Source organism: Streptomyces sp. NPDC093546 (assembly GCF_044765045.1).
Taxonomy (GTDB): Bacteria; Actinomycetota; Actinomycetes; order Streptomycetales; family Streptomycetaceae; genus Streptomyces.
On the sequence record NZ_JBIWJG010000008.1, the window covers coordinates 18,270 to 38,802 of the forward strand.

A 20,533-nucleotide genomic window follows, 5' to 3' on the forward strand; every position below is an offset into this window, starting at 1 on the left:
GGGGACACGCCCTTGCACCCGCACGCCACACACACCAGCGACATTCACGTCCTCGCCCACTCCGGCCTCCAAACCCACCTCGACTCCCCGAACGCCCCACTCGGCACAGTCCGCACCATCCTCGACCGCGTCGACTTCGTCGACGACGACGACCTCACCGCACCCGGCGAGGCCATCGAACTGCCCGTACTGATACCTGTCACCAGCGAGTTCCAGGCCGAAGGCCTCCGCGCCATCCGCGTACGCCACCCCCTCTCCCTGCTCATCGCCGTCACCACCGACGTCTCGGGATACCGCACCTACTACGCCATCCGCTCCGGTGCGAACTTCGTCCTCAACCTCGCCATACCGGCCGAAAGTCAAATCGACATGCTGTACGCGCAGTTGAGGGCCCACAGCATGACCACCACCCGGCTAGAGCCCACCGCTGAGCCGGCCGGACCCGCCGCGCCCTGGCTCCAGGCCATCCGCAGCCACGACGAGCACCACCCTGAGGAGCCGGCCCGTCCCAGGACGTATCAGCACGTGTCGCACCCGCCGGCTCTGTGCGAGGGGGACCTGGAGCTGGCGCGCATGCTGTGCACGTCGATGACCGTGTCGGAGATCGCCCGCCGCCACTATTGCTCCGAGCGGTCCATGTACCGCCGCATCCGCAGGCTGTATGACGATCTCGGGGTCGCGGGCCGCGCCGAACTGATGGCGATGGCCGCCGTGTTGGGCTCGGGCCGCCAGGCGCTGACGGCCCGCGCGGGCTGATCCCTCGCTGTTGGGCCCCGTGACGCTCGCGTCGGCGGGGCTCAACAGTCGTGTCGGTCACCGGGTTGGTCGTCAGTGGATCCCCGCATCGGCGCGTTCCAGTAGCCGGAAGAAGCCGGCTTCCACGTCTCCGTCGACGGCGAGGCCCGCCAGCGGTCCCTCGTACTGGGTGCGTCCTGCCGCCAGGACTTGGACCCGGTCGCAGACCTGGGCGACTTCGGCGAGCTGGTGGCTGGCGATGAGCACGGCCACGCCTTCGCCGGCCAGCGACCGGATGATGCCGCGCATTTCGCGGATGCCGACCGGGTCGAGGCCGTTGGTCGGCTCGTCGAGGACGATGAGCCGCGGCCGGGCCAGCAGGGCGACGGCGATGCCCAGCCGCCACCGCATGCCGAGGGAGTAGGCGCCGACCCTCCGGTTGCGCGCGTCGGTCATCTTGACGAGGCTGAGCGCCGGTTCGATCCACTCCTCCGGTACGCAGCGCAGCTTGGCGTGGACCTTGAGGGTTTCGTCCCCGGTCAGTGTCGGCCACAGCCCCGGTACTTCGATCAGGGCGCCGACATCGGCCAGCGACTCCCGCCCAACGGGCTTGCCGAAGATCTCGATGGATCCCGATGTGGGCCGCTGGAGGCCCAGCAGTGCCTTCATCAGGGTCGTCTTGCCGGCGCCGTTGGGCCCGAGCAGGCCGTAGACCTCGCCCGTCCTGACGGTGAGGTCGACACCGTCGAGGGCGCGGTGGGAGCCGTAGTGCTTGTGCAGCTCGCGAATGCGCAGCGCGGGCGCCGGCGTGACGGGGGTGCCCGCTGCGGCAGGCGTGGTCGGCGTGGTCATGATCAGATCTCCTTACGGCGCATGTGCAGACTGCCGACGACCAGCAGGATCGCGGTCAGGGCGAAGGCGAGGATTACGGCGACCGGAATGGCCGACATCGCCGTCACCGGACTGTCCTTGGGCAGCGGTACGCCGTTGGGCCCGATCCCGGCGAGCGGCAGCACGACCCGCATGGGCCAAGCGAAGGGGACCGCGTACCAGAAGTCCTTGTCCGAGACGAGGGCCCCGCTCAGCAGCCCGGCCACGCCCACGCCGATGCTGGGGCCCATGCCCCACACCATCGCGACGAGCACCGCCAGCGCCGTCATGGACAGGCCCACCAGCCACGGCAGGTAGACCGCCGCGACCACCGTCCCCAGGGCGCCCGGGAACCGTCCGCTGACCGCCGCGCCGAGGGAGAGCATCACCAGCAGCACGGTCGAGGAGACGAACCCGAGGACGCCGAGTGCGGCGACCTTGCCCACGAAGTACCGCCCGCGGGGCACGCCGTACGACAGCAGCAGCCGCCAGGCGTCCTGGTCGGCCCGGACCGACAGCGCCGCGGCCAGGCCCGCCGTCATCGGCACGAGTACGCCCCAGAACTCCAGGGTCACGTTCCGGAAGACCTCGAACGTCTGGCCCGCCTTCGCCTCCGAGGAGCCGAGCGCGCCGAGGAACAGCGGCACCGTGATGATCACGGGCGCGAGAAGGTGGTACCAGGGAAGGAAGCCCCGCTTGTGGCGGGCGAGCTCGGTGCCCACCACGGTCACCAGCGAGGGGTTGTCGCGCCGACCCGCGAGGGGCGGGGCAGCCGTGTCGTACGCCATGGGTTCTCCTACCCGGCCGCGTGGGCCTGGCCGCTTTCGGTTACGCCCTGTACGTAGCGTGGCCGCGCGGTCCGGTTCACCGTCGGGAACGCGGAATGCTGCCACCGTGGACGGGATCCGCTGGCAGCCGGCGGACAGCTGACACGGGACTGCCAACCCCGCTGCCAAGGGGCGCACGGGCCGGTGCCGGAGTGCGAGGGTCGTAGAGCCGCGGACCGGCCGAATCCCCCGTCGGCCGGTCCCCGGCGTGGCTGATCCTCGTCCCACCATTCCTCAGGGAGGACCCATGAAGACGTTCCGCCCGCTCCACCGCACCCTGGTGGCCGCCACCCTCGCCCTCACCCTCGGCGGCCTCCTCGCGCCGGCCGCCTCCGCGACCCCCGCCGCCCCCGCGGCACCGGCCCCGGTCGGCGGAATCCAGGTCCTGAAGACCTGGCACGCCACGGTCCAGTGCCAGATCGTCCGCATCAGCGACAACAACGTCGTCGGGTACGAGCGCGCCGACGGCACGGGCAACAGCAAGGAAGCGGCCATCCACGACGCCCAGCGCAACGTGCCCGTCCCGCAGGGCCACTACAAGCGCCACTGCGACACCAAGCGCGTCTGGTAGCGTCGAACGTCCCTTTCTCGCTTGCACGAAACTTGCACGGAAACAGGTGTGCGATGTCCGAGGACTCGAGTGTCTGGGAAGTACGGCTGGGTATCTACGCCACCGAGAAGCAGGCCGAAGAGGTCAAGGAGCGCATCACCAGGCTGCTGTGCCCGGACCCCGACCACGCGCCGCCGTGCCCGGTCCCGTGGTCGGTGATGCTGCTGCACGGGTCGGACCTCGACGACTCCGAGGCGTACGCGGAGCTCGTCGAACAGGCCCGCATCGAACGGGCCGCGGCCGAGAACCGCGGCCCCGAGTGAGGGTCTCGGCCCGAGTGAGGCGCCCGAGTAGGGCCCTCGGCGAGACGCCCTAGGTCGCCGAGGCCCGCCGGCGCAGCGGCTGTTCCGCCCAGACGACCTTGCCCGTCCCGGTGTACCTGGTGCCCCAGCGCTCCGCGATCTGGGACACCAAGAACAGTCCCCGCCCGCCCTCGTCCGTCTCCGCCGCCCACCGCAGGTGCGGGGCGGTGCTGCTGCCGTCGGACACCTCGCAGACCAGCACCCGGTCGCGGATCAGGCGTACGCGGATCGGGGCGGCGGCGTGGCGCACGGCGTTGGCGACCAGTTCGCCGAGGGCCAGCTCGGTGGAGAACACCTCGTCCGCCAGCCCCCAGGCCTCCAGCGTCCGCCGGGCCTCCGCCCGCACGCGTCCCACGGCGGCCGGCTCCGCGGGCACGTCCCAGGTGGCGGTACGGTCCGGGGCCAGCGTCCGCGTCCGGGCGACCACGAGCGCGACGTCGTCGCGCGGCCGCTCGGGCAGCAGGGCGTCCAGCAGCACACGGCAGGTCTCCTCCGGCGTCCGGCCCGGGTGCGCGAGGGTACGACGCAGCAGCCGGAGGCCCTCGTCGAGGTCGCGGTCCCGGTCGCGGTCCTCCAGGAGCCCGTCGGTGTAGAGGACCAGACTGCTGCCCTCGGGCAGGCGCACCTCGGCCCTCTCGAAGGGCAGGCCGCCCAGGCCGAGGGGCGGCCCGGTGGGCAGACCGGGGAACTCCGCGCGGCCGTCGGGGTACACGATCGCGGGTTCGACGTGACCGGCGCGGGCCATGGTGCACACCCCCGAAACCGGGTCGTAGACGGCGTACAGGCAGGTCGCCCCGGTGATCGCCGTCGCGTCGCCGTCCCCGCTGTCGTCCTGGTCGATCCGGGCGACCAGTTCGTCCATGTGCCAGAGCAGTTCGTCGGGGGCCAGGTCGAGGGCGGCGAAGTTGTGGACCGCGGTGCGCAGCCGCCCCATGGTGGCGGCGGCCCGGATCCCGTGCCCCACCACGTCTCCGACGACGAGACCGACCCGCGTCCCGGGCAGCGGGATGACGTCGAACCAGTCACCGCCGACGCCGCCCTGTCCGCCCTGACCGGCCTGTGCGGGCAGGTAGCGGTGCGCGAGCTCCAGGGCGGTGTGCTCGGGCAGGGAGCGGGGCAGCAGGCTGCGCTGGAGGGTGACCGCCATGGCGTGTTCGCGGGTGTAGCGGCGGGCGTTGTCGATGCTGACGGCCGCGCGGGCCACCAGCTCCTCGGCGAGGGACACGTCGCCCTCGTCGAAGGGCTCGGGCGCGTCGGCGCGCCAGAAGGTGGCCACGCCCATGATCACGCCACGGGCGCGCAGCGGTGCGGCGATCATCGAGTGGATGCCGTACGCGACGAGCCGGCGGGCCCGGTCCGGTTCCTGTGCCTGCCAGCCGTGGAAGGCGGTCATGTCCGCCTCCAGTACGGCCCTGCCGGTGTCGAAGCCGCGCGCCTGCGGGGTGTCGGGCAGGAACCGGATGAGGGTGCCGGCGGGGTGGAGCGGTGTGTCGTCCCCGATGCCGCGGTACGCGACCCGGCGCATCTCCCGGAGGGAGCCGGTGTCCGCGGGCTCGCCACCGCGCAGCACGGGCTCGGGGACGTCGACGGTGACGAAGTCGGCGAACCGGGGTACCGCGAACCGGGCGAGCTCCTGGGAGGTTCGTACGACGTCGAGGCTGGTGCCGATCGCCACGCCCGCGTCGTACAGCAACTCGAGGCGGCTCTGGGTGCGGTCGGCCCTGCCGGTGACCAGCCGGAGCTCCGTGGTGTCCCGCAGGGTGGCGACGGCGCCGGGCGGCCCTCCGGTGCGGTCGCCGGTCAACCGCAGGCTGACGGCGAGGAGCCGGTCCCCGGCCGGGCGCACCTCGTCGGTGGCGGGCCGCCCGGAGTCCAGCAGCCGGGCCGTCTCCGGGTGGACGCCCAGGTCGCGGACGTGGCGGCCCTCCGCGTCCGGGGGCAGACCGAGCAGCCGGCGTGCCTCGTCGTTGGCGAGCAGCAGCCGGTGGCCGCCGTCGAGGATGAGCACGCCCTCGCGTACGGAGTGCAGGACGGCGTCGTGGTGTTCGTACATCCGGGCCATCTCGGCCGGTCCGAGGCCGCGGGTCTGGTGCCGCAGCCGCCTGCTGACCAGGGCGGCGCCGGCCGTCGCGAGGGCGAGGGCGGCGGCCGCGGAGGCGAAGACGACGGGCAGCTGGTGCTCGACGACGCCGCTGATGCGGTCGATGGTGATCCCGGTCGCCACGAGCCCCACGACCCGGCCGCCGGGGCCGGTGACGGGGGAGACGTGCTGGACGGCGGGTCCGAGGGCGCTGTCGACGGTCTCCGTCACGGTGCCGCCGGCCGCGGCGGGCGCGATGGTGCCGGCGTACAGTCCGCCGATCAGGTCGGGGTCCGGATGGGTGAGGCGCGTGCCCTCGGGCGACATCACGACGACGAAGTCCACGCCGGACGCCTCGCGGAGCCGTTCGGCGCGGGGCTGGAGGACGGCGGACGGGTCGGGTCCGGTGAGGGCGGCGGCGACGCCCGGAGCCCTCGCGAAGGTCTCGGCCACGGCGACCGAGCGCTGACGCGCTTCCCGCTCGCTGTCGGTGCGCGACTGCAGCAGGAGCGCCACCACGACGGCGACGACGAGCAGCAGCACCACCGCCGCCTGCAGGGCGAACACCTGGCTGGCGACGGCACGCGCGCTCAAGCGCGAGCGCAAGCGGCCGAAAGGTCCGGCCATGTCTCATTTTCTCATACGGGTTCTCGGGCCTCCCGCGGGCAGGACACGGCGAGTGTCGCAGTTGGGCCGAACGGGTGAGGCGGGCGAGGATAGGGCCCATGAGTAGGTACGAGAGGTACGACGTCACCGACGAACAGTGGGAGGGCCTGGCCCAGGTCGTCCCGCTTCGGGGGCGCAACGAGTGGCCGTCCAGGATCGACCACCGGACGATCCCGCAGGATTACGAGGCCGCCGAGCAGCGCCGCATGGTCGTACTGCGGGTGCAGGTCTTCGCGGACGCGCGTGAGGTCGCCGAGTACCTCATCGCCCAGATCCCGGTCCTGCTCGACCTCACCGGGGCGGACACCGAAGTCGCCAAGCGGATCCTCGACTTCAGCAGCGGCGTCGTCTTCGGGCTCGGCAGCGGCATGCACCGTGTCGACCGGAACGTCTTCCTGCTGGCGCCGGTGGGGACCGAGGTCGAGGGCGCGGCGGCGGAGACGGCCGTCCCCCATTCGTAGGAGCCCGTCCGGGTGAATCGGTTCGGCGCGCGGCCGTGACCGTACGGTCCGGCCATGGACTCCGCCCACGCCACCCGTCCGGCCCGCCCCGCCCTCACGCAGCTGCGGCTGCCCGCCTTCAGAGCGCACCGCGGGACGGTCCTCCCGCTCGGTCCCGTCACCTTCTTCACGGGCCCGAGCGGGAGCGGCAAGTCCAGCGCGGTCCAGGCGTACGAGGCACTCGCGCTGCTCGGCGCGGGAGCGGCGGTCGGCAGCGCGTTCCCGGACCCGGCCGGCTGCGTACCGGAGGGCGCGGTGGCGGACGCGCAGGGGAGGCGGGGCTTCCGCATCGGCTGTACGGCGGACGGCCCGGCCGGTCCCGTACGGCTCGATCTGACCGTGCAGGCGGAGCCGGAACCCCGCATCGTGAGCGAGCGGCTGACGGACGCCGACGGGCGGGTGCTGCTGGCCACCGCGCCGCACGACCCGCGGCGGCGCACCGTGCGGGCCGAATGGCTCACGGCGGGCCCGGCGCCGGGTGCCCGGGAGGCGCGGGTGACCCGCGAATCACTTCCCGACGACCTGCTCGGCACGGCGCTGCTGCCGCTGCGGGTGGCGGGGCGGACGGACGGGCAGCGGCGGGTGCTGGCCGCCGCCGAGCAGGTCGTCCTGGCGCTGCGGTCCGTCTTCCCGTGCGAGCCGCGGCCCGACCGGATGCGGGCTCCGGTGGAGCCGGGGGACGGCCGGTTGCGGCGCGGGTGCGAGAACCTCGCGGAGGTGCTGCACCGCACGCGCGCCGACTGTGCGCGGCGCCACGCCCGGCTGGCGGCCGCGGCCCGTGCGGGATGCGCGGGGCCGGTACGGGACGTGGGCGTGGAGCGGCTCGCGGACGGCAGGGTGCGCGCCGTGCTCGACCGGGGCGCCGGCGCGTCGCGTCGCGGCACGCCGCTGGAGCGGCTCGGCGACGGCGAGTTGCGGTACCTGGCGCTCGCGCTGGTCCTGCTCACCGGGCCGCGGGTGCTCGCCGTCGACCAGGCGGTGGAGGTGCCCGGAGCGCTGCAGACCCTCACCGTCCTCGCGGACGGCTTCGACCGGGACCTGGACGCGCGACAGGCGCGGGAACTGGTGGGGCTCGCCGCGCTGATCTGCGCGGAGGGCCACATGCGGCTGGTGGGAACGGCCGGTGAGGCGGTGGCGGGGGCCGTGCGCGGGCGGGAGGGGGTGACGGTGGTAGACCTGGGGCCGTGACGGAACCGGATGTACGAGAACTGCAGCGCCGACTGGCGCAGTTCGCGGCGGCACGCGCGTGGCAGCCGTACCACACGCCGAAGAACCTGGCCGCGGCGCTGAGCGTCGAGGCCGCCGAACTGCTGGAGATCTTCCAGTGGTTGACGCCCGAGGAAGCGGCGCGGGTGATGGAGGAGCCGGAGACGGCGCACCGGGTCGCCGACGAGGTCGCGGACGTGCTCGCCTACCTGCTGCAGTTCTGCGGGGTGCTGGGCGTCGACCCGCTGGCGGCGCTCTCCGCGAAGATCGACCGGAACGAGCTCCGCTTCCCGGTGGGGCGGCCGCCGGGAAGCGCCGCATCAGGAGATCGTCACTCTCCGGAGTGACCGAGTTATTCGCACTGAGCTTGCTGTCCACAGATTTCCGAATTCCCCTGGCTTTTGGGTCCGTTCAGCCTCACTCTGGGTAGTGAACCAGTGGGCGGACAGACGTACGAACGGGGGCGGCCCGGATGGATGCGGAACGACTGATTGTGGCGGGTCGGGGTGGGCTGGCGGAGAGCCGGGTGGCGCTCGACATCGTGGCGGAGGCGTGGCAGGCACAGGCGCTCGCGCAGGCCATCGGCCGGCACCTGGCGCTGTTCGGGCCGCTGGAGCTGCGCAACGACGCGCGGGGGCTCAGCGAGATCGGCGGGCGCGGTGGCACCGTGCCCGACCATCCGGGGCTGCGCGGCGGAGGCGTGCGAGCCGCCCGCCTGACGGAGGTCTCCGATGTGCGGGGCACGTTACGGGCGCTGGGCGCGCTGCTGGGCGAGGTGGGTATGGCGCTCGTCGGCGTCGCCTGCGCCACCGACGAGGAGGGGCTGTACTGGCAGTGCATCGAGGCGATCGACGCCGCCGACGAGTCGAGCGACCGGGTGCGCGTGATGCTGCGCAGACTCACCGCGCGGCAGTCGGGCAGACCGCCCGAACCGCCGGAGCTGAAGGAACTCAAGGAGCTGACCGACCTGTCGGCCGATCTGTCGACGGACCTGACGGACCTGACGGACCTGACGGACCTGACGGACGCGGAGGGCTCTGCGGACTCGGTGGACTCGGTGGCGGGTCCGTCGTGACCGGGCGTGCGCCACCGGGACGTGGGACGGCGCGTCAGGCGGGTTGCTCGGGAACGGCCTCGCCGGCGGTGCGGCCGCGGTCGGCCGAGCCCTGGAGGTCGGCGTCGAGCTGCGAGAGGTCGGCGGTGAGCGCCGCCATCAACTCCTCCATCTGCTGAAGCAGACCCTTGGGGGCGCCGGCGCCCTGGTGATCGGGCATTGCTTCCTGGGACATGAGGGGCCTCCTCGGCAACGACGTGCCGACAGCTGCCGCCGGCACGCGGGCCGGGCGGTCCGGCTCCAGCCGAGCCAACGACGGGTGCGGGCGGCGAGTCACCGGGTTCGTGGATCTTCACCCGGGCGAGCCCGCGAAATGACGTCCGTTCGAACGGGCAGGATGGGGGCATGGATCTCCGCATCTTCACCGAGCCCCAGCAAGGGGCGAGCTACGACACCCTGTTGACCGTCGCCAAGGCGACCGAGGACCTCGGCTTCGACGCCTTCTTCCGCTCGGACCACTATCTGCGCATGGGGTCCGTGGACGGCCTGCCCGGGCCGACCGACGCCTGGATCACGTTGGCCGGCCTGGCCCGGGAGACCAAGCGGATCCGCCTCGGCACGCTGATGACCGCCGCGACCTTCCGGCTGCCGGGCGTGCTCGCGATCCAGGTCGCGCAGGTCGACCAGATGTCGGGCGGCCGCGTCGAGCTCGGGCTGGGCGCCGGCTGGTTCGAGGAGGAGCACCAGGCGTACGGCATCCCCTTCCCGAAGGAGAAGTTCGGGCGCCTGGAGGAGCAGCTGGCCATCGTGACGGGCCTGTGGGAGACGGAGGCCGGCAAGACGTTCTCGTACGAGGGGAGGTACTACCAGTTGACCGACTCGCCCGCCCTGCCCAAGCCCGCCCAGGCGAAGGTGCCGGTGCTGATCGGCGGCCACGGCGCCACGCGTACCCCGCGGCTGGCCGCGAGGTACGCCGACGAGTTCAACATCCCGTTCGCCTCGCTGGAGGCCACGCGGGAGCAGTTCGGCCGGGTCCGGGCGGCCGCGGAGGAGTTCGGCCGCCGCCCGGACGACCTCGTGTACTCCAACGCGCTGGTCGTCTGCGTCGGCAAGGACGACGCCGAGGTCGCCCGCCGCGCGGCCGCCATCGGCCGGGACGTGGACGAACTGAAGGCGAACGGCCTCGCGGGCTCGCCCGCCGAAGTCGTCGACAAGATCGGCCGCTACGCGACGCTGGGCACGTCGCGGGTCTACCTCCAGCTCCTGGATCTGACGGACCTGGACCACCTGGAGCTGATCTCGTCGCAGGTGCAGTCGCAGCTGGACTGAGCCGCCGCACCGGAGGGGGCGGGGCCGCCGGGCCGGGGCCCTTCGCGGATCACTCGGTCCACGAGGACCCCGTCTCGGGTCACCCGCCTCAGGTCATCGCGCGGATCGCCACCATGGTGAGGGCGATACCAGCCAGTGCGCCCACCACCATGGCGGCGACAGCCGCCGTCCTGCCGACACCCTCCTCGAGGGGGATGTTCGGTACCACCTTGTACAGGACGGGCGCCACCAGGAAGACGAGACCGAAGCCGACGCCGAAGCGCCAGTACGCCTCGCCGGAGCAGGCCTCCCGGAAGCGCCCGCCGCAACCGCCCGGCTCCACGGTGAAGCTCGTCACCACGAGGAACAAGGCAGCCCCATACACCGCGGCGAACAGCGCCGTTACGCCGAAGTCGACGCGCCGTACCCTCACTGATGCCTCCCCGCCCTCGGCTCGCCCCACAACCTACAACCGGGGGTCCACCGGTTCCGACTCCAGGGCGAGGACCGCGAAGACCGCTTCGTGGACGCGCCACAGGGGCTCGCCGTCGGCGAGGCGGGACAGGGCCTCCAGGCCGAGGGCGTACTCCCGCAGGGCGAGGGAGCGCTTGTGGCCGAGGAAGCGGGAGCGCAGGCGGTCCAGGTTGTCGGGGCGCGTGTACTCGGGGCCGTAGATGATCCGGAGGTACTCGCGACCCCGGCACTTGATGCCGGGCTGGACCAGGCGGCCCTTGCCGTCGCGGGCGAGGGCCCGGAGCGGCTTGACGACCATGCCCTCGCCGCCGCGGCCGGTCATCTCCAGCCACCAGTCGACGCCGGCCGCGACCGACGCCTCGTCGCCGGTGTCGACGTAGAGGCGGCGGGTGGTCCGGAGCAGACCGGTGGTGTCGTGCTCCACCATGCGGTCGATCAGGGCGAGCTGCTCGTCGTGCGGGAGCGCGGCGAGGCTGCGGCCCCGGGCGGCGAGCAGCTGGAACGGCGCCAGCTCCACGCCGTCCAGGCCGTCGGTGGTCCAGCAGTAACGACGGTACGCCTCCGTGAAGGCGGCCGCGTCGACCGCGCGGTCGCGCTGGCGTGCCAGCAGCCCGTCGACCTCGACCCCGCGCGCGGCGGCCGCCTCCAGCGCGGCGAGCGCGCCGGGGAAGACGGCCGAGGATGCGGCGCCCACCGCCGCGTACTGCGAGCGCAGCAGCCCGGAGGCCTTGAGGGACCAGGGCATCAGCTCCGCGTCGAGCAGCAGCCAGTCCGTGTCGAGCTCCTCCCACAGCCCGGCCGCCGTCACCGCCGTGCGCAGACGGCCGAGGATCTCCTCGGTGACCGAGGGGTCGTCGAAGAAGGGCCGGCCGGTGCGCGTGTAGAGGGACCCGGTGGGCCCGCTGGACCCGGCCGGGCCCGGCTCCACGCCGAAGTGCTCCCGGGCCGCCTCCGCGTCACGGCATACCAGGGCCACGGCGCGCGACCCCATGTGCTTCTCCTCGCACACCACCCGGGCGACACCGTCGGCGGCGTACGCGGCGAACGCCTCGGCCGGGTGCTCCAGGTAGCCCTCGCGGCGCGACGTGGCGGTGGGCGCCATGGTCGGCGGCAGGTAGGGCACGAGCCGCGGGTCGACGGCGAAGCGGCTCATGACCTCCAGCGCCGCCGCGGCGTTCTCCTCGCGCACGCCGACGTTGCCCGCGTACCGGGTCTCGACGACCCGGCGCCCGTGCACGTCGGCCAGGTCCAGCGGCCGCCCCTGGTGGCCGCCGGGCGCCTCGGTGGCGAGCGGCTTGACCGGCGCGTACCAGACCTTCTCGGCCGGTACGTCGACGAGTTCGCGCTCCGGCCAGCGCAGCGCGGTCATCTTTCCGCCGAACACAGCGCCCGTGTCGAGGCAGATGGTGTTGTTGATCCATGAGGTGCTGGGCACGGGGGTGTGGCCGTAGACGACCGCCGCCCGGCCCCGGTAGTCCTCCGCCCACGGGTAGCGCACCGGCAGGCCGAACTCGTCCGTCTCGCCGGTCGTGTCGCCGTACAGCGCGTGCGAGCGCACCCGCCCCGACGTGCGGCCGTGGTACTTCTCCGGCAGTCCGGCGTGGCAGACGACGAGCCGGCCCTCGTCCAGGACGTAGTGGCTGACCAGCCCCGCGATGAACTCCCGCACCTGCTCGCGGAACTCCGGGCTCTCGCGCTCCAGCTGCTCGACGGTCTCGGCGAGACCGTGCGTGTGCTGGACGTTCTTTCCGCTCAGCCAGCGGCCCAGCTTGTTCTCGTGGTTGCCGGGCACGCACAGCGCGTCGCCCGCGGCGACCATGCCCATGACGCGCCGCAGCACACCCGGGCTGTCAGGTCCCCGGTCGACGAGGTCGCCGACGAAGACGGCCGTGCGCCCCTCGGGGTGGTGGCCGTCGACGTACCCCAGCTTGGCGAGCAGCGTCTCCAGCTCCGAGGAGCAGCCGTGGATGTCGCCGATGATGTCGAACGGCCCGGTCAGGTGCCGCAGGTCGTTGAACCGCTTCTCCAGGACGACCTCGGCCGCCTCCACCTCCTCGACGCTGCGCAGCACGTGCACCTTGCGGAAGCCCTCGCGCTCCAGGGCGCGCAGCGAGCGGTGCAGCTCGCGCCGGTGGCGCTGGATGACGTGGCGCGGCATCCCCGCCCGGTCCGGCCGGCCGGCGTTGCGCGCCGCGCACACCTCCTCCGGCAGGTCCAGCACGATGGCGATGGGCAGGACGTCGTGCTCGCGCGCCAGCCGTACCAGCTGGCGGCGGCTCTCCTGCTGCACGCTGGTCGCGTCGACCACGGTCAGCCGGCCGGCCGCGAGGCGCTTTCCGGCGATGTAGTGCAGGACGTCGAAGGCGTCGCGGCTGGCGCTCTGGTCGTTCTCGTCGTCGGCGACGAGCCCGCGGCAGAAGTCCGACGAGATGATCTCCGTCGGCTTGAAGTGCCTGCGCGCGAAGGTGGACTTGCCGGAGCCGGTGGCGCCGATGAGGACGACGAGGGAGAGGTCGGTGACCGGCAGCAGCCTGCGGGGTGTGGTGTCGGTGGTCATGCGGCCTTCTCCTCGGACAGGGGTGTTGCGGGTGCGGCGTTCAGCGTGAACACCGCCATCTGCGTCGGCGGGCCGACCTCGGGGTCGTCGGGTCCGACGGGGCGGAACTCCACGCCGTACCCGTGCCGTTCGGCGACCGCCAGGGCCCAGGTGCGGAACTCCGCGCGGGTCCACTCGAAGCGGTGGTCCCCGTGGCGTACGTGACCGGCCGGGAGGGTCTCCCAGCGCACGTTGTACTCGACGTTCGGCGTCGTCACGAGCACGGTCGCCGGGCGGGCCGCCCCGAAGACGGCGTACTCCAGCGCGGGCAGCCGCTCCAGGTCCAGGTGCTCGATGACCTCGCTGAGCACGGCGGCGTCGTACCCCTTGAGCCGCTTGTCGGTGTACGTGAGCGAGCCCTGGAAGAGCCGGACGCGCTCCGCCTGCCGCTCGCCCATGCGCTCGATCCGCAGCCGCCGCGCCGCCAGCGACAGCGCCCGCATGGACACGTCGACACCCACGATCTCGGTGAAGCGGGGGTCCTTCAGCAGTTCGCGCACCAGCTGGCCCTGCCCGCAGCCCAGGTCGAGCACCCGGCTCGCGCCCGCGCCGCGCAGCGCCTCGACGATCGCCGCACGCCGCTGGACCGCCAGCGCCACCGGGCGCTCCTCGGTGTCGGTGTCCTCGTCGACGGCGTTGTCGATCTCCTCGACGTCGCTGTCGTCCGCCGCGGCCAGCCGCGCCAGCTCGATGCGCTCCATCGCCTCGCGCGTCAGCGACCAGCGGCGCGCCAGGTAGCGGCTGGTGATCAGCTTGTGCTCCGGGTGGCCGGGTAGCCAGCCCTCGCCGACCCGCAGCAGCTTGTCGACCTCGTCCGGCGACACCCAGTAGTGCTTGGCGTCGTCCAGGACCGGCAGCAGCACGTACAGGTGGCGCAGCGCGTCGGAGAGCCGCTGCTCGCCCTCCAGGACGAGGCGGACGTACCGCGACGCGCCCCACTCCGGGAACCGCTCGTCGAGTGCGATCGGTTCCGCCGTCACCGCCCACCCCAGGGGCTCGAACAGCTTCCGTACGAGCTCTGCGCCGCCGCGCGCGGGCAGCGCCGGCACCTCGACGCGCAGCGGCAGCGCCTGGCCGACGAGCTCGGGCCGGGCCTGGCACTGCCCCTTGAGCGCGCTGGAGAAGACGTTGCCGAGGGCGACGGCGAGCAGCGAGGAGGCGGCGTACGGCCGGTCGTTGACGTACTGCGCGAGCGCCTGGTCGGGCGCGCCTCCGCGTCCCTTGCCGCCCTTGCCCTTGCCGCGGCGTACGAGCGCGACGGGGTCCACCTCCAGCAGCAGCGCCGCCGTGCAGCGCTCGGGCGTCGCCTCCGGGTAGAGGACGTGGGCCGTGCCGTAGGAGGTGGAGAACGCCTGCGCCTTGTCCGGATGCTTGTGCAGCAGGAAGCCGAGATCGGTGGCGGGGCGTTCATGGGTGCCGGTCGTACTGATCGTCAGGAACACGTGTCCGAGTATCGGCCGTCGTGCCGTCTCCGACCATGGAATTTCGTCACCGGCCGCCGTGAGGTGGGGGAGGCGGGCGGAGGAGGCGCGTGCCGAGGCGCGGGGAGGCGCACGGGGAGCAGGGGAAGGTGCACCGCTTCGTGGCTCCCGGAGCCTGTTGACGCAGGTCGGGACGAGCCCTTACGTTCGTGACCGCGTGGAGTGATGCCCCCCGAACTACCCCTGAACAAGGCTTAGTTGGGAGGGGCGGTGTCTCCCCTTACCGGTGGCGGTGGACCGAAGGAGGGGACGGTCCACCGCCGCCGCACACCCACCACCCGGTCGCCCCGGTGGCACGTCGTGCCGTACGCGGGGGCGCGCCGAGCGCGCGGCTCGGCCAGGATGGGTGCATGGGATTCCATGTCGATTCCGAGACCGGGCGGCTCCGCCGCGTCATCCTGCACCGGCCCGACCTGGAGCTGAAGCGGCTCACGCCCAGCAACAAGGAGCGGCTCCTCTTCGACGACGTGCTCTGGGTGCGGCGGGCCCGTCAGGAACACGACGGTTTCGCCGACGTGCTGCGGGACCGTGGTGTCGTCGTCCACCTCTTCGGCGACCTGCTGCGCGAGGTGCTGGAGCTGCCGGCCGCCAGGAAGCTCGTCCTGGACCGGGTCTTCGACGAGAAGGAGTACGGGCCGCTCGCCACGGACCACCTCAGGGCCGTCTTCGACGAGATGGAGACGGCCCGGCTCGTCGCGGCGCTGGTCGGCGGGATGACGAAGCGCGAGTACCTCGCCGGTCACCCCGAGCCGACGTCCGTCCGGTTCCATGTGATGGACCTGGACGACTTCCTGCTGCCGCCCCTGCCGAACCACCTCTTCACCCGGGACACCTCCGCCTGGATCTACGACGGGGTGGCCATCAACGCCATGCGCTACCCCGCCCGGCAGCGCGAGACCGTGCACTTCGAGGCGATCTACAAGCACCACCCCCTCTTCACCGGACCGGAGGCGGGCTCCTTCCACCACTGGTCGGAGGGGCAGGACGACTACCCGTCCACCATCGAGGGCGGCGACGTGCTGGTCCTCGGCAACGGCGCGGTGCTGATCGGGATGAGCGAGCGGACCACCCCGCAGGCGGTGGAGATGCTGGCCCGCGGCATGTTCGCGGCCGGTTCGGCGCGCACGATCGTGGCGCTGGACATGCCGAAGAGGAGGGCGTTCATGCACCTGGACACCGTGATGACGATGGTGGCGCCGGACACCTTCACGCAGTACGCGGGGCTCGGCATGCTCCGCTCGTACACCATCGACCCGGGGGACCGGATCGGCACGCTGAAGGTCTCCGACCATCCGCCCGAGCACATGCACAGCGCCATCGCGGCGGCGCTCGGCATGACCTCCGTCCGGGTGCTGACGGCGACGCAGGACGTGCACGCGGCCGAGCGCGAGCAGTGGGACGACGGCTGCAACGTGCTGGCGGTGGAGCCGGGGGTCGTGGTCGCGTACGAGCGCAACGTCACCACCAACACGCACCTGCGGCGGGAGGGCATCGAGGTGATCGAGATCCCGGGCAGCGAGCTGGGGCGGGGGCGGGGCGGCCCGCGCTGCATGAGCTGCCCGGTCGAGCGCGACGCCCTGTGAGCCGCGATGCGGGCGGCGCCATGAGCCGTGCCGGCGGGTCGCGCCGCGCCTTACGGAAGCGGACGAATAGAAATTCTGACCTTCGTATAGACTTCCACAGTCCCCGACCCCCGTAACCCAGGAGCGCCCCATGGCCACCGATCTCACCGGCCGCCCCTTCCTCAAGGAGCTGGACTTCACCGCCGACGAGTTCCGCAGCCTGATCGAGCTGGCCGCAGAACTCAAGTCGGCGAAGAAGGCGGGGACCGAGGTCCAGCGGCTGCGGGGTCGGAACATCGCGCTGATCTTCGAGAAGACCTCCACGCGCACGCGCTGCGCGTTCGAGGTCGCGGCGGCCGACCAGGGCGCCTCCACCACCTACCTCGACCCCTCCGGCTCGCAGATCGGCCACAAGGAGTCGGTCAAGGACACCGCCCGCGTCCTCGGCCGCATGTTCGACGCGATCGAGTACCGGGGCGACGCCCAGGCGACGGTCGAGGAGCTGGCCGCGTACGCCGGGGTCCCGGTCTACAACGGCCTGACCGACGACTGGCACCCCACCCAGATGCTCGCCGACGTGCTCACCATGACCGAGCACACCGACAAGCCCCTGGAGGCCGTCGCCTTCGCCTACCTGGGCGACGGCCGCTACAACATGGGCAACTCCTACCTCGTCACCGGCGCCCTGCTCGGCATGGACGTACGGATCGTGGCACCCAAGGAGTTCTGGCCGGCCGAGGTCATCGTGGCGAAGGCGCGCGAGCTCGCCGAGGCCAGCGGGGCGCGCGTCACGCTCACCGAGGACGTCGCCGAGGGGGTCCGGGGCGCCGACTTCGTCGCCACCGACGTCTGGGTCTCGATGGGCGAGCCGAAGGAGGTGTGGGACGAGCGCATCGCCGCCCTCGCCCCGTACGCCGTGACCATGGACGTCCTGCGCGCCACCGGCAACCCCGGGGTGAAGTTCCTCCACTGCCTGCCCGCCTTCCACGACCTGGGCACGGCGGTCGGCCGCGAGATCCACGCGCGGCACGGGCTCACCGAGCTGGAGGTCACGGACGAGGTCTTCGAGTCGGAGCACTCGGTCGTCTTCGACGAGGCCGAGAACCGCATGCACACCATCAAGGCGGTCCTGGTGGCCACCCTTGGCTGACGGAGCCGCCGTGCCCGGGATGGCCATGCGGGCGATGGGGTGAATATGCGAGGTACCGGTTAGTCTCGGTACAGAAGGTGGGGTCCGGGCTCACATGTCCGGACCCCTTCCGCTTGTGCGCCACCCCTGCACGAGCCCGCACCACCCGCCGGGAGAACCACCCATGCAGCGCCTCAAGACCCCCGCCCAACTGGTCGCCGAATCCGGCGCCGACCTGGAGGGACATGGCCTCAAGCGCACCATGGGCCTCTTCCAGCTCGTGTGCTTCGGCGTCGGCGCCATCGTCGGCACCGGCATCTTCGTCGGTCTCTCCGACAGCGTCGCCGAGGCGGGCCCCGCGGTCGTCGTCTCCTTCGTCCTCGCCGCGATCACCTGCGTCTTCACCGCGTTCTCCTTCGCCGAGCTGGGCAGCGCCATCCCGGTCTCCGGCAGCTCGTACTCCTTCGCCTACGCCGCCCTCGGCGAGCGCGTCGCCTTCCTCACCGGCTGGTGCCTGCTGCTGGAGTACGGCGTGTCCGTCTCCGCCGTCTCGGTCGGCTGGGGCCAGTACCTCAACGAACTGCTCGACAGCCTCATCGGCGTCCAGCTGCCCGCCGCGCTGTCCGCACCGCCCGGGGACGGCGGCGTCGTGAACGTCCCGGCCGTCGTCGTGATCGCCCTCGCCGCCGTCCTGCTCGTGCGCGGCGTGCGCGAGAGCGCCCGCGCCACGGCCGCCATGGCCGTCATCAAGATCGCGATCCTGATCCTGTTCTGCGCGCTCGCGTTCAGCGCCTTCCACTCGGACAACCTCACGCCGTTCGCGGCGCACGGCCTCGCCGGGGTCACCTCGGGCGCGTCGCTCGCCTTCTTCTCGTACATCGGCTTCGACGCGATCACCACCGCCGGCGAGGAGGTCAAGAACCCCCGCCGGAACGTGCCCCTCGCGATCATGATCTGCATCGGGGCCGTCACGCTGCTGTACGGGCTGGTCGCCCTCGCCGCCATCGGCGCGATGTCCGCCGGTGACGTCGCCGACCAGCCGGCCGCGCTCTCGCTCATCGTCGACAAGGTCACCGGCTCCGCCCTCGGCGGCGGGATCATCGCCTTCGGCGCGGTCGTCGCCATCGCCTCCGTCGTCCTCGCCGTGATGTACGGCCAGACCCGCATCCTGATGTCGATGTCCCGGGACGGGCTCATCCCGCGCGTCTTCGAGAAGGTCTCGCCGAAGACCTCCACCCCCGTCGCGAACACCTGGATCGTCGCCGCCGTCTTCGCCGTCCCGGCCGCCGTCGTGCCGCTCGACGTCGTGATGAACCTGACCACCATCGGCACCCTCGCCGTCATGGCCGTGGTCAACATCGCGGTGGTCGCCCTGCGCCGCCGCCACCCCTCCATCGAGCGGAGCTTCCGGGTGCCGCTCTACCCGCTCAGCCCGGTCCTGGGTGTCGCCTTCTGCCTGTACCTGATGTGGGGCACCGGCTGGACCACCTGGGTGCAGTTCGCCGTCTTCCTGCTGGCCGGCGCGCTGGTGTACGCGCTCTACGGGCGCCGCAACTCGCGGCTGGCCGCCACGCCGGCACCGGAGGCGGAGGAGGTCACGCCGTCCCGAGCCCAGGGAGCGTGAACCACACCGCCTTGCCCTGCGGGGTACGGCGGTGACCGCACGCCGCGCTGAGCGTACGGATCAACAGCAGGCCGCGGCCGTGCTCCTGCCACGGGTCCGGCGGCGCGGTGTGGCCGGGCGACAGATCACCGGGCGGGGCCGGGTCGCGGTCGTGCACCTCGACCTGGCAGCCGGTCTCCAGCAGCTCCACCACCAGCTCGATCGGCGGGTCGCCCGGGTCGGTGTGCTTCACCGCGTTCGCCACCAGCTCCGCCGTCAGCAGCTCCGCCGTGTCGGTGTCCGCCGAGGCCGGAGCGTCGAGGTCCGCGAGGGCCTTGCGCACCAGCGCCCGGGCGAGCGGCACGGCGGCCGCGGAGTGCGGCAGGGCCAGGCGCCAGTAGGCGGGACCGGAGGCTTTGAGCACGGTGGCGGTCCTCCGTTCCGGTCGGCGGGTCTCCTGGAGCCGCCTTCGGTTTCAGCGGTCCAGTCCTTCCCTTCCACCTTACGGACCGCAACCGGCGGCACCAGAGCCCCACGGCACCCATGAGGAGACCTGCACCACACCCGTTACGGAGCGCTCGGCACGCCGCCTCGCTCTATCGCGTGTACGTGACGGCAGTCACGGTTGAGTGATAGCGTCGACGGGCAGGTACTCGCCAGGCAATCCGCTCGCCGAGGGAGGCCGCACCCCATGAGCCCCTTCACCAGCTCCGCGCCCCGCACCCCCGAGTGGCGCCATCTGAGGCTCACCGTCGACGACGGCGTCGCGACCGTGACGCTCGCCCGCCCCGCCAAGCTGAACGCGCTCACCTTCGGCGCCTACGCCGACCTGCGCGACCTGCTCGCCGAGCTGTCCCGGGAGCGTGCCGTGCGGGCGCTGGTCCTCGCGGGGGAGGGGCGGGGCTTCTGCTCCGGCGGCGACGTGGACGACATCATCGGCGCCACCCTCGCCATGGACACCGCCGAGCTGCTCGACTTCAACCGGATGACCGGCCAGGTCGTACGGGCGCTGCGCGAGGCGCCCTTCCCCGTGATCGCCGCCGTCCACGGGGTCGCCGCGGGCGCCGGGGCGGTCCTGGCACTCGCCGCCGACTTCCGGATCGCCGACCCCACCGCCCGCTTCGCGTTCCTCTTCACCAAGGTCGGCCTCTCCGGCGGCGACATGGGCGCCGCGTACCTCCTGCCCCGCGTCGTCGGCCTCGGCCACGCCACCCGGCTGCTCATGCTCGGCGAACCGGTCCGCGCCCCCGAGGCCGAGCGCATCGGCCTCATCAGCGAGCTCACCGAGGAGGGCCGCGCCGACGAGCGCGCCGCCGCGCTCGCCCGCCGCCTCGCCGAGGGCCCCGCCCTCGCGTACGCACAGACCAAGGCGCTGCTCACCGCCGAGCTCGACATGCCGCTCGCGGCCGCCGTCGAGCTGGACGCGGCGACCCAGGCCCTGCTGATGAACGGCGAGGACTACGCCGAGTTCCACGCCGCCTTCACCGCGAAGCGGCCGCCCAAGTGGCGGGGGCGGTGACCTGCCGTGCG

The 20,533-nt window shown here is 72.6% G+C and carries 20 protein-coding genes; 12 read left to right on the plus strand and 8 right to left on the minus strand.

Going from position 1 to position 20,533, the window contains the following annotated elements:
* The first annotated feature begins 12 nt into the window (after positions 1-12).
* Positions 13-756, plus strand: a complete 744-nt coding sequence (locus ACIRNI_RS19190; protein ID WP_403552570.1) for a helix-turn-helix transcriptional regulator — start codon at positions 13-15, stop codon at positions 754-756.
* 72 nt (positions 757-828) lie between these two features.
* On the opposite strand, the gene ACIRNI_RS19195 is transcribed toward ACIRNI_RS19190, so the two are convergent.
* Together ACIRNI_RS19195 and ACIRNI_RS19200 are read right to left on the minus strand one after the other, a co-directional pair.
* Positions 829-1,587, minus strand: a complete 759-nt coding sequence (locus ACIRNI_RS19195) for an ABC transporter ATP-binding protein (protein ID WP_403552571.1) — start codon at positions 1,585-1,587, stop codon at positions 829-831.
* Positions 1,588-1,589: 2 nt separating this feature from the next.
* On the minus strand, positions 1,590-2,393 hold the full coding sequence (locus ACIRNI_RS19200) for an ABC transporter permease (RefSeq protein ID WP_403552572.1): 804 nt from the start codon (positions 2,391-2,393) through the stop codon (positions 1,590-1,592).
* Between the two features lie 286 nt (positions 2,394-2,679).
* Between ACIRNI_RS19200 and ACIRNI_RS19205 the strand changes: the two genes are divergently transcribed.
* Positions 2,680-3,003, plus strand: coding sequence for a hypothetical protein (locus ACIRNI_RS19205; protein WP_355364343.1), 324 nt, complete (start codon positions 2,680-2,682; stop codon positions 3,001-3,003).
* A gap of 53 nt (positions 3,004-3,056) precedes the next feature.
* A complete protein-coding gene (locus ACIRNI_RS19210; RefSeq protein WP_403552573.1) occupies positions 3,057-3,305 on the plus strand; it encodes a hypothetical protein in 249 nt (82 codons plus the stop codon).
* A gap of 49 nt (positions 3,306-3,354) precedes the next feature.
* Here ACIRNI_RS19210 and ACIRNI_RS19215 read toward each other — a convergent pair whose 3' ends face one another.
* Positions 3,355-6,051, minus strand: a complete 2,697-nt coding sequence (locus ACIRNI_RS19215; protein WP_403552574.1) for a SpoIIE family protein phosphatase — start codon at positions 6,049-6,051, stop codon at positions 3,355-3,357.
* Between the two features lie 98 nt (positions 6,052-6,149).
* Between ACIRNI_RS19215 and ACIRNI_RS19220 the strand changes: the two genes are divergently transcribed.
* From ACIRNI_RS19220 to ACIRNI_RS19235, 4 genes are all read left to right on the plus strand, one after another.
* Positions 6,150-6,551: a cell division protein SepF gene (locus ACIRNI_RS19220; protein WP_355364334.1), complete on the plus strand. Its 402-nt coding sequence runs from the start codon at positions 6,150-6,152 to the stop codon at positions 6,549-6,551.
* A gap of 54 nt (positions 6,552-6,605) precedes the next feature.
* Positions 6,606-7,778, plus strand: coding sequence for an ATP-binding protein (locus ACIRNI_RS19225; RefSeq protein WP_403552575.1), 1,173 nt, complete (start codon positions 6,606-6,608; stop codon positions 7,776-7,778).
* Positions 7,775-8,143: a nucleotide pyrophosphohydrolase gene (locus tag ACIRNI_RS19230; protein ID WP_403552576.1), complete on the plus strand. Its 369-nt coding sequence runs from the start codon at positions 7,775-7,777 to the stop codon at positions 8,141-8,143. Before ACIRNI_RS19225 ends, ACIRNI_RS19230 begins: the two co-directional genes overlap by 4 nt.
* Positions 8,144-8,268: 125 nt before the next feature.
* Positions 8,269-8,871, plus strand: a complete 603-nt coding sequence (locus ACIRNI_RS19235; RefSeq protein ID WP_403552577.1) for a DUF6099 family protein — start codon at positions 8,269-8,271, stop codon at positions 8,869-8,871.
* Between the two features lie 34 nt (positions 8,872-8,905).
* Here the strand turns inward: ACIRNI_RS19235 and ACIRNI_RS19240 are convergent, their stop codons facing one another.
* On the minus strand, positions 8,906-9,085 hold the full coding sequence (locus ACIRNI_RS19240) for a hypothetical protein (protein ID WP_403552578.1): 180 nt from the start codon (positions 9,083-9,085) through the stop codon (positions 8,906-8,908).
* 170 nt (positions 9,086-9,255) lie between these two features.
* Between ACIRNI_RS19240 and ACIRNI_RS19245 the strand changes: the two genes are divergently transcribed.
* Entirely contained in the window at positions 9,256-10,179 is a 924-nt protein-coding gene (locus ACIRNI_RS19245) for an LLM class F420-dependent oxidoreductase (protein ID WP_403552579.1), read from the plus strand.
* 88 nt (positions 10,180-10,267) lie between these two features.
* Here the strand turns inward: ACIRNI_RS19245 and ACIRNI_RS19250 are convergent, their stop codons facing one another.
* The 3 genes from ACIRNI_RS19250 to ACIRNI_RS19260 are packed head-to-tail and all read right to left on the minus strand — an operon-like array spanning position 10,268 to position 14,670.
* Complete coding sequence (locus ACIRNI_RS19250; RefSeq protein ID WP_403552580.1) at positions 10,268-10,591, minus strand: hypothetical protein; 324 nt, start codon at positions 10,589-10,591, stop codon at positions 10,268-10,270.
* A gap of 33 nt (positions 10,592-10,624) precedes the next feature.
* Positions 10,625-13,189: a polynucleotide kinase-phosphatase gene (locus ACIRNI_RS19255; RefSeq protein ID WP_403552581.1), complete on the minus strand. Its 2,565-nt coding sequence runs from the start codon at positions 13,187-13,189 to the stop codon at positions 10,625-10,627.
* Entirely contained in the window at positions 13,186-14,670 is a 1,485-nt protein-coding gene (locus ACIRNI_RS19260) for a 3' terminal RNA ribose 2'-O-methyltransferase Hen1 (RefSeq protein WP_403552582.1), read from the minus strand. The genes ACIRNI_RS19255 and ACIRNI_RS19260 overlap by 4 nt, the downstream gene beginning before the upstream one ends.
* Before the next feature lie 389 nt (positions 14,671-15,059).
* On the opposite strand from ACIRNI_RS19260, the gene ACIRNI_RS19265 reads away from it, so the two are divergent.
* The 3 genes from ACIRNI_RS19265 (at position 15,060) to ACIRNI_RS19275 (ending at position 19,024) form a co-directional block, all read left to right on the plus strand.
* The gene (locus tag ACIRNI_RS19265; RefSeq protein WP_403552583.1) at positions 15,060-16,292 is read left to right on the plus strand and encodes an arginine deiminase; all 1,233 of its coding nucleotides are present in this window, start codon (positions 15,060-15,062) and stop codon (positions 16,290-16,292) included.
* A gap of 130 nt (positions 16,293-16,422) precedes the next feature.
* The gene (argF, locus tag ACIRNI_RS19270) at positions 16,423-17,421 is read left to right on the plus strand and encodes an ornithine carbamoyltransferase (protein WP_403552584.1); all 999 of its coding nucleotides are present in this window, start codon (positions 16,423-16,425) and stop codon (positions 17,419-17,421) included.
* A gap of 163 nt (positions 17,422-17,584) precedes the next feature.
* On the plus strand, positions 17,585-19,024 hold the full coding sequence (locus ACIRNI_RS19275; RefSeq protein WP_403552585.1) for an amino acid permease: 1,440 nt from the start codon (positions 17,585-17,587) through the stop codon (positions 19,022-19,024).
* On the opposite strand, the gene ACIRNI_RS19280 is transcribed toward ACIRNI_RS19275, so the two are convergent.
* Positions 18,996-19,427, minus strand: a complete 432-nt coding sequence (locus ACIRNI_RS19280) for an ATP-binding protein (RefSeq protein WP_403552586.1) — start codon at positions 19,425-19,427, stop codon at positions 18,996-18,998. The two genes, ACIRNI_RS19275 and ACIRNI_RS19280, sit on opposite strands and share 29 nt — an antisense overlap.
* Positions 19,428-19,694: 267 nt before the next feature.
* On the opposite strand from ACIRNI_RS19280, the gene ACIRNI_RS19285 reads away from it, so the two are divergent.
* A complete protein-coding gene (locus ACIRNI_RS19285) occupies positions 19,695-20,522 on the plus strand; it encodes an enoyl-CoA hydratase family protein (protein WP_403552587.1) in 828 nt (275 codons plus the stop codon).
* The last annotated feature ends 11 nt before the right edge of the window (positions 20,523-20,533 follow it).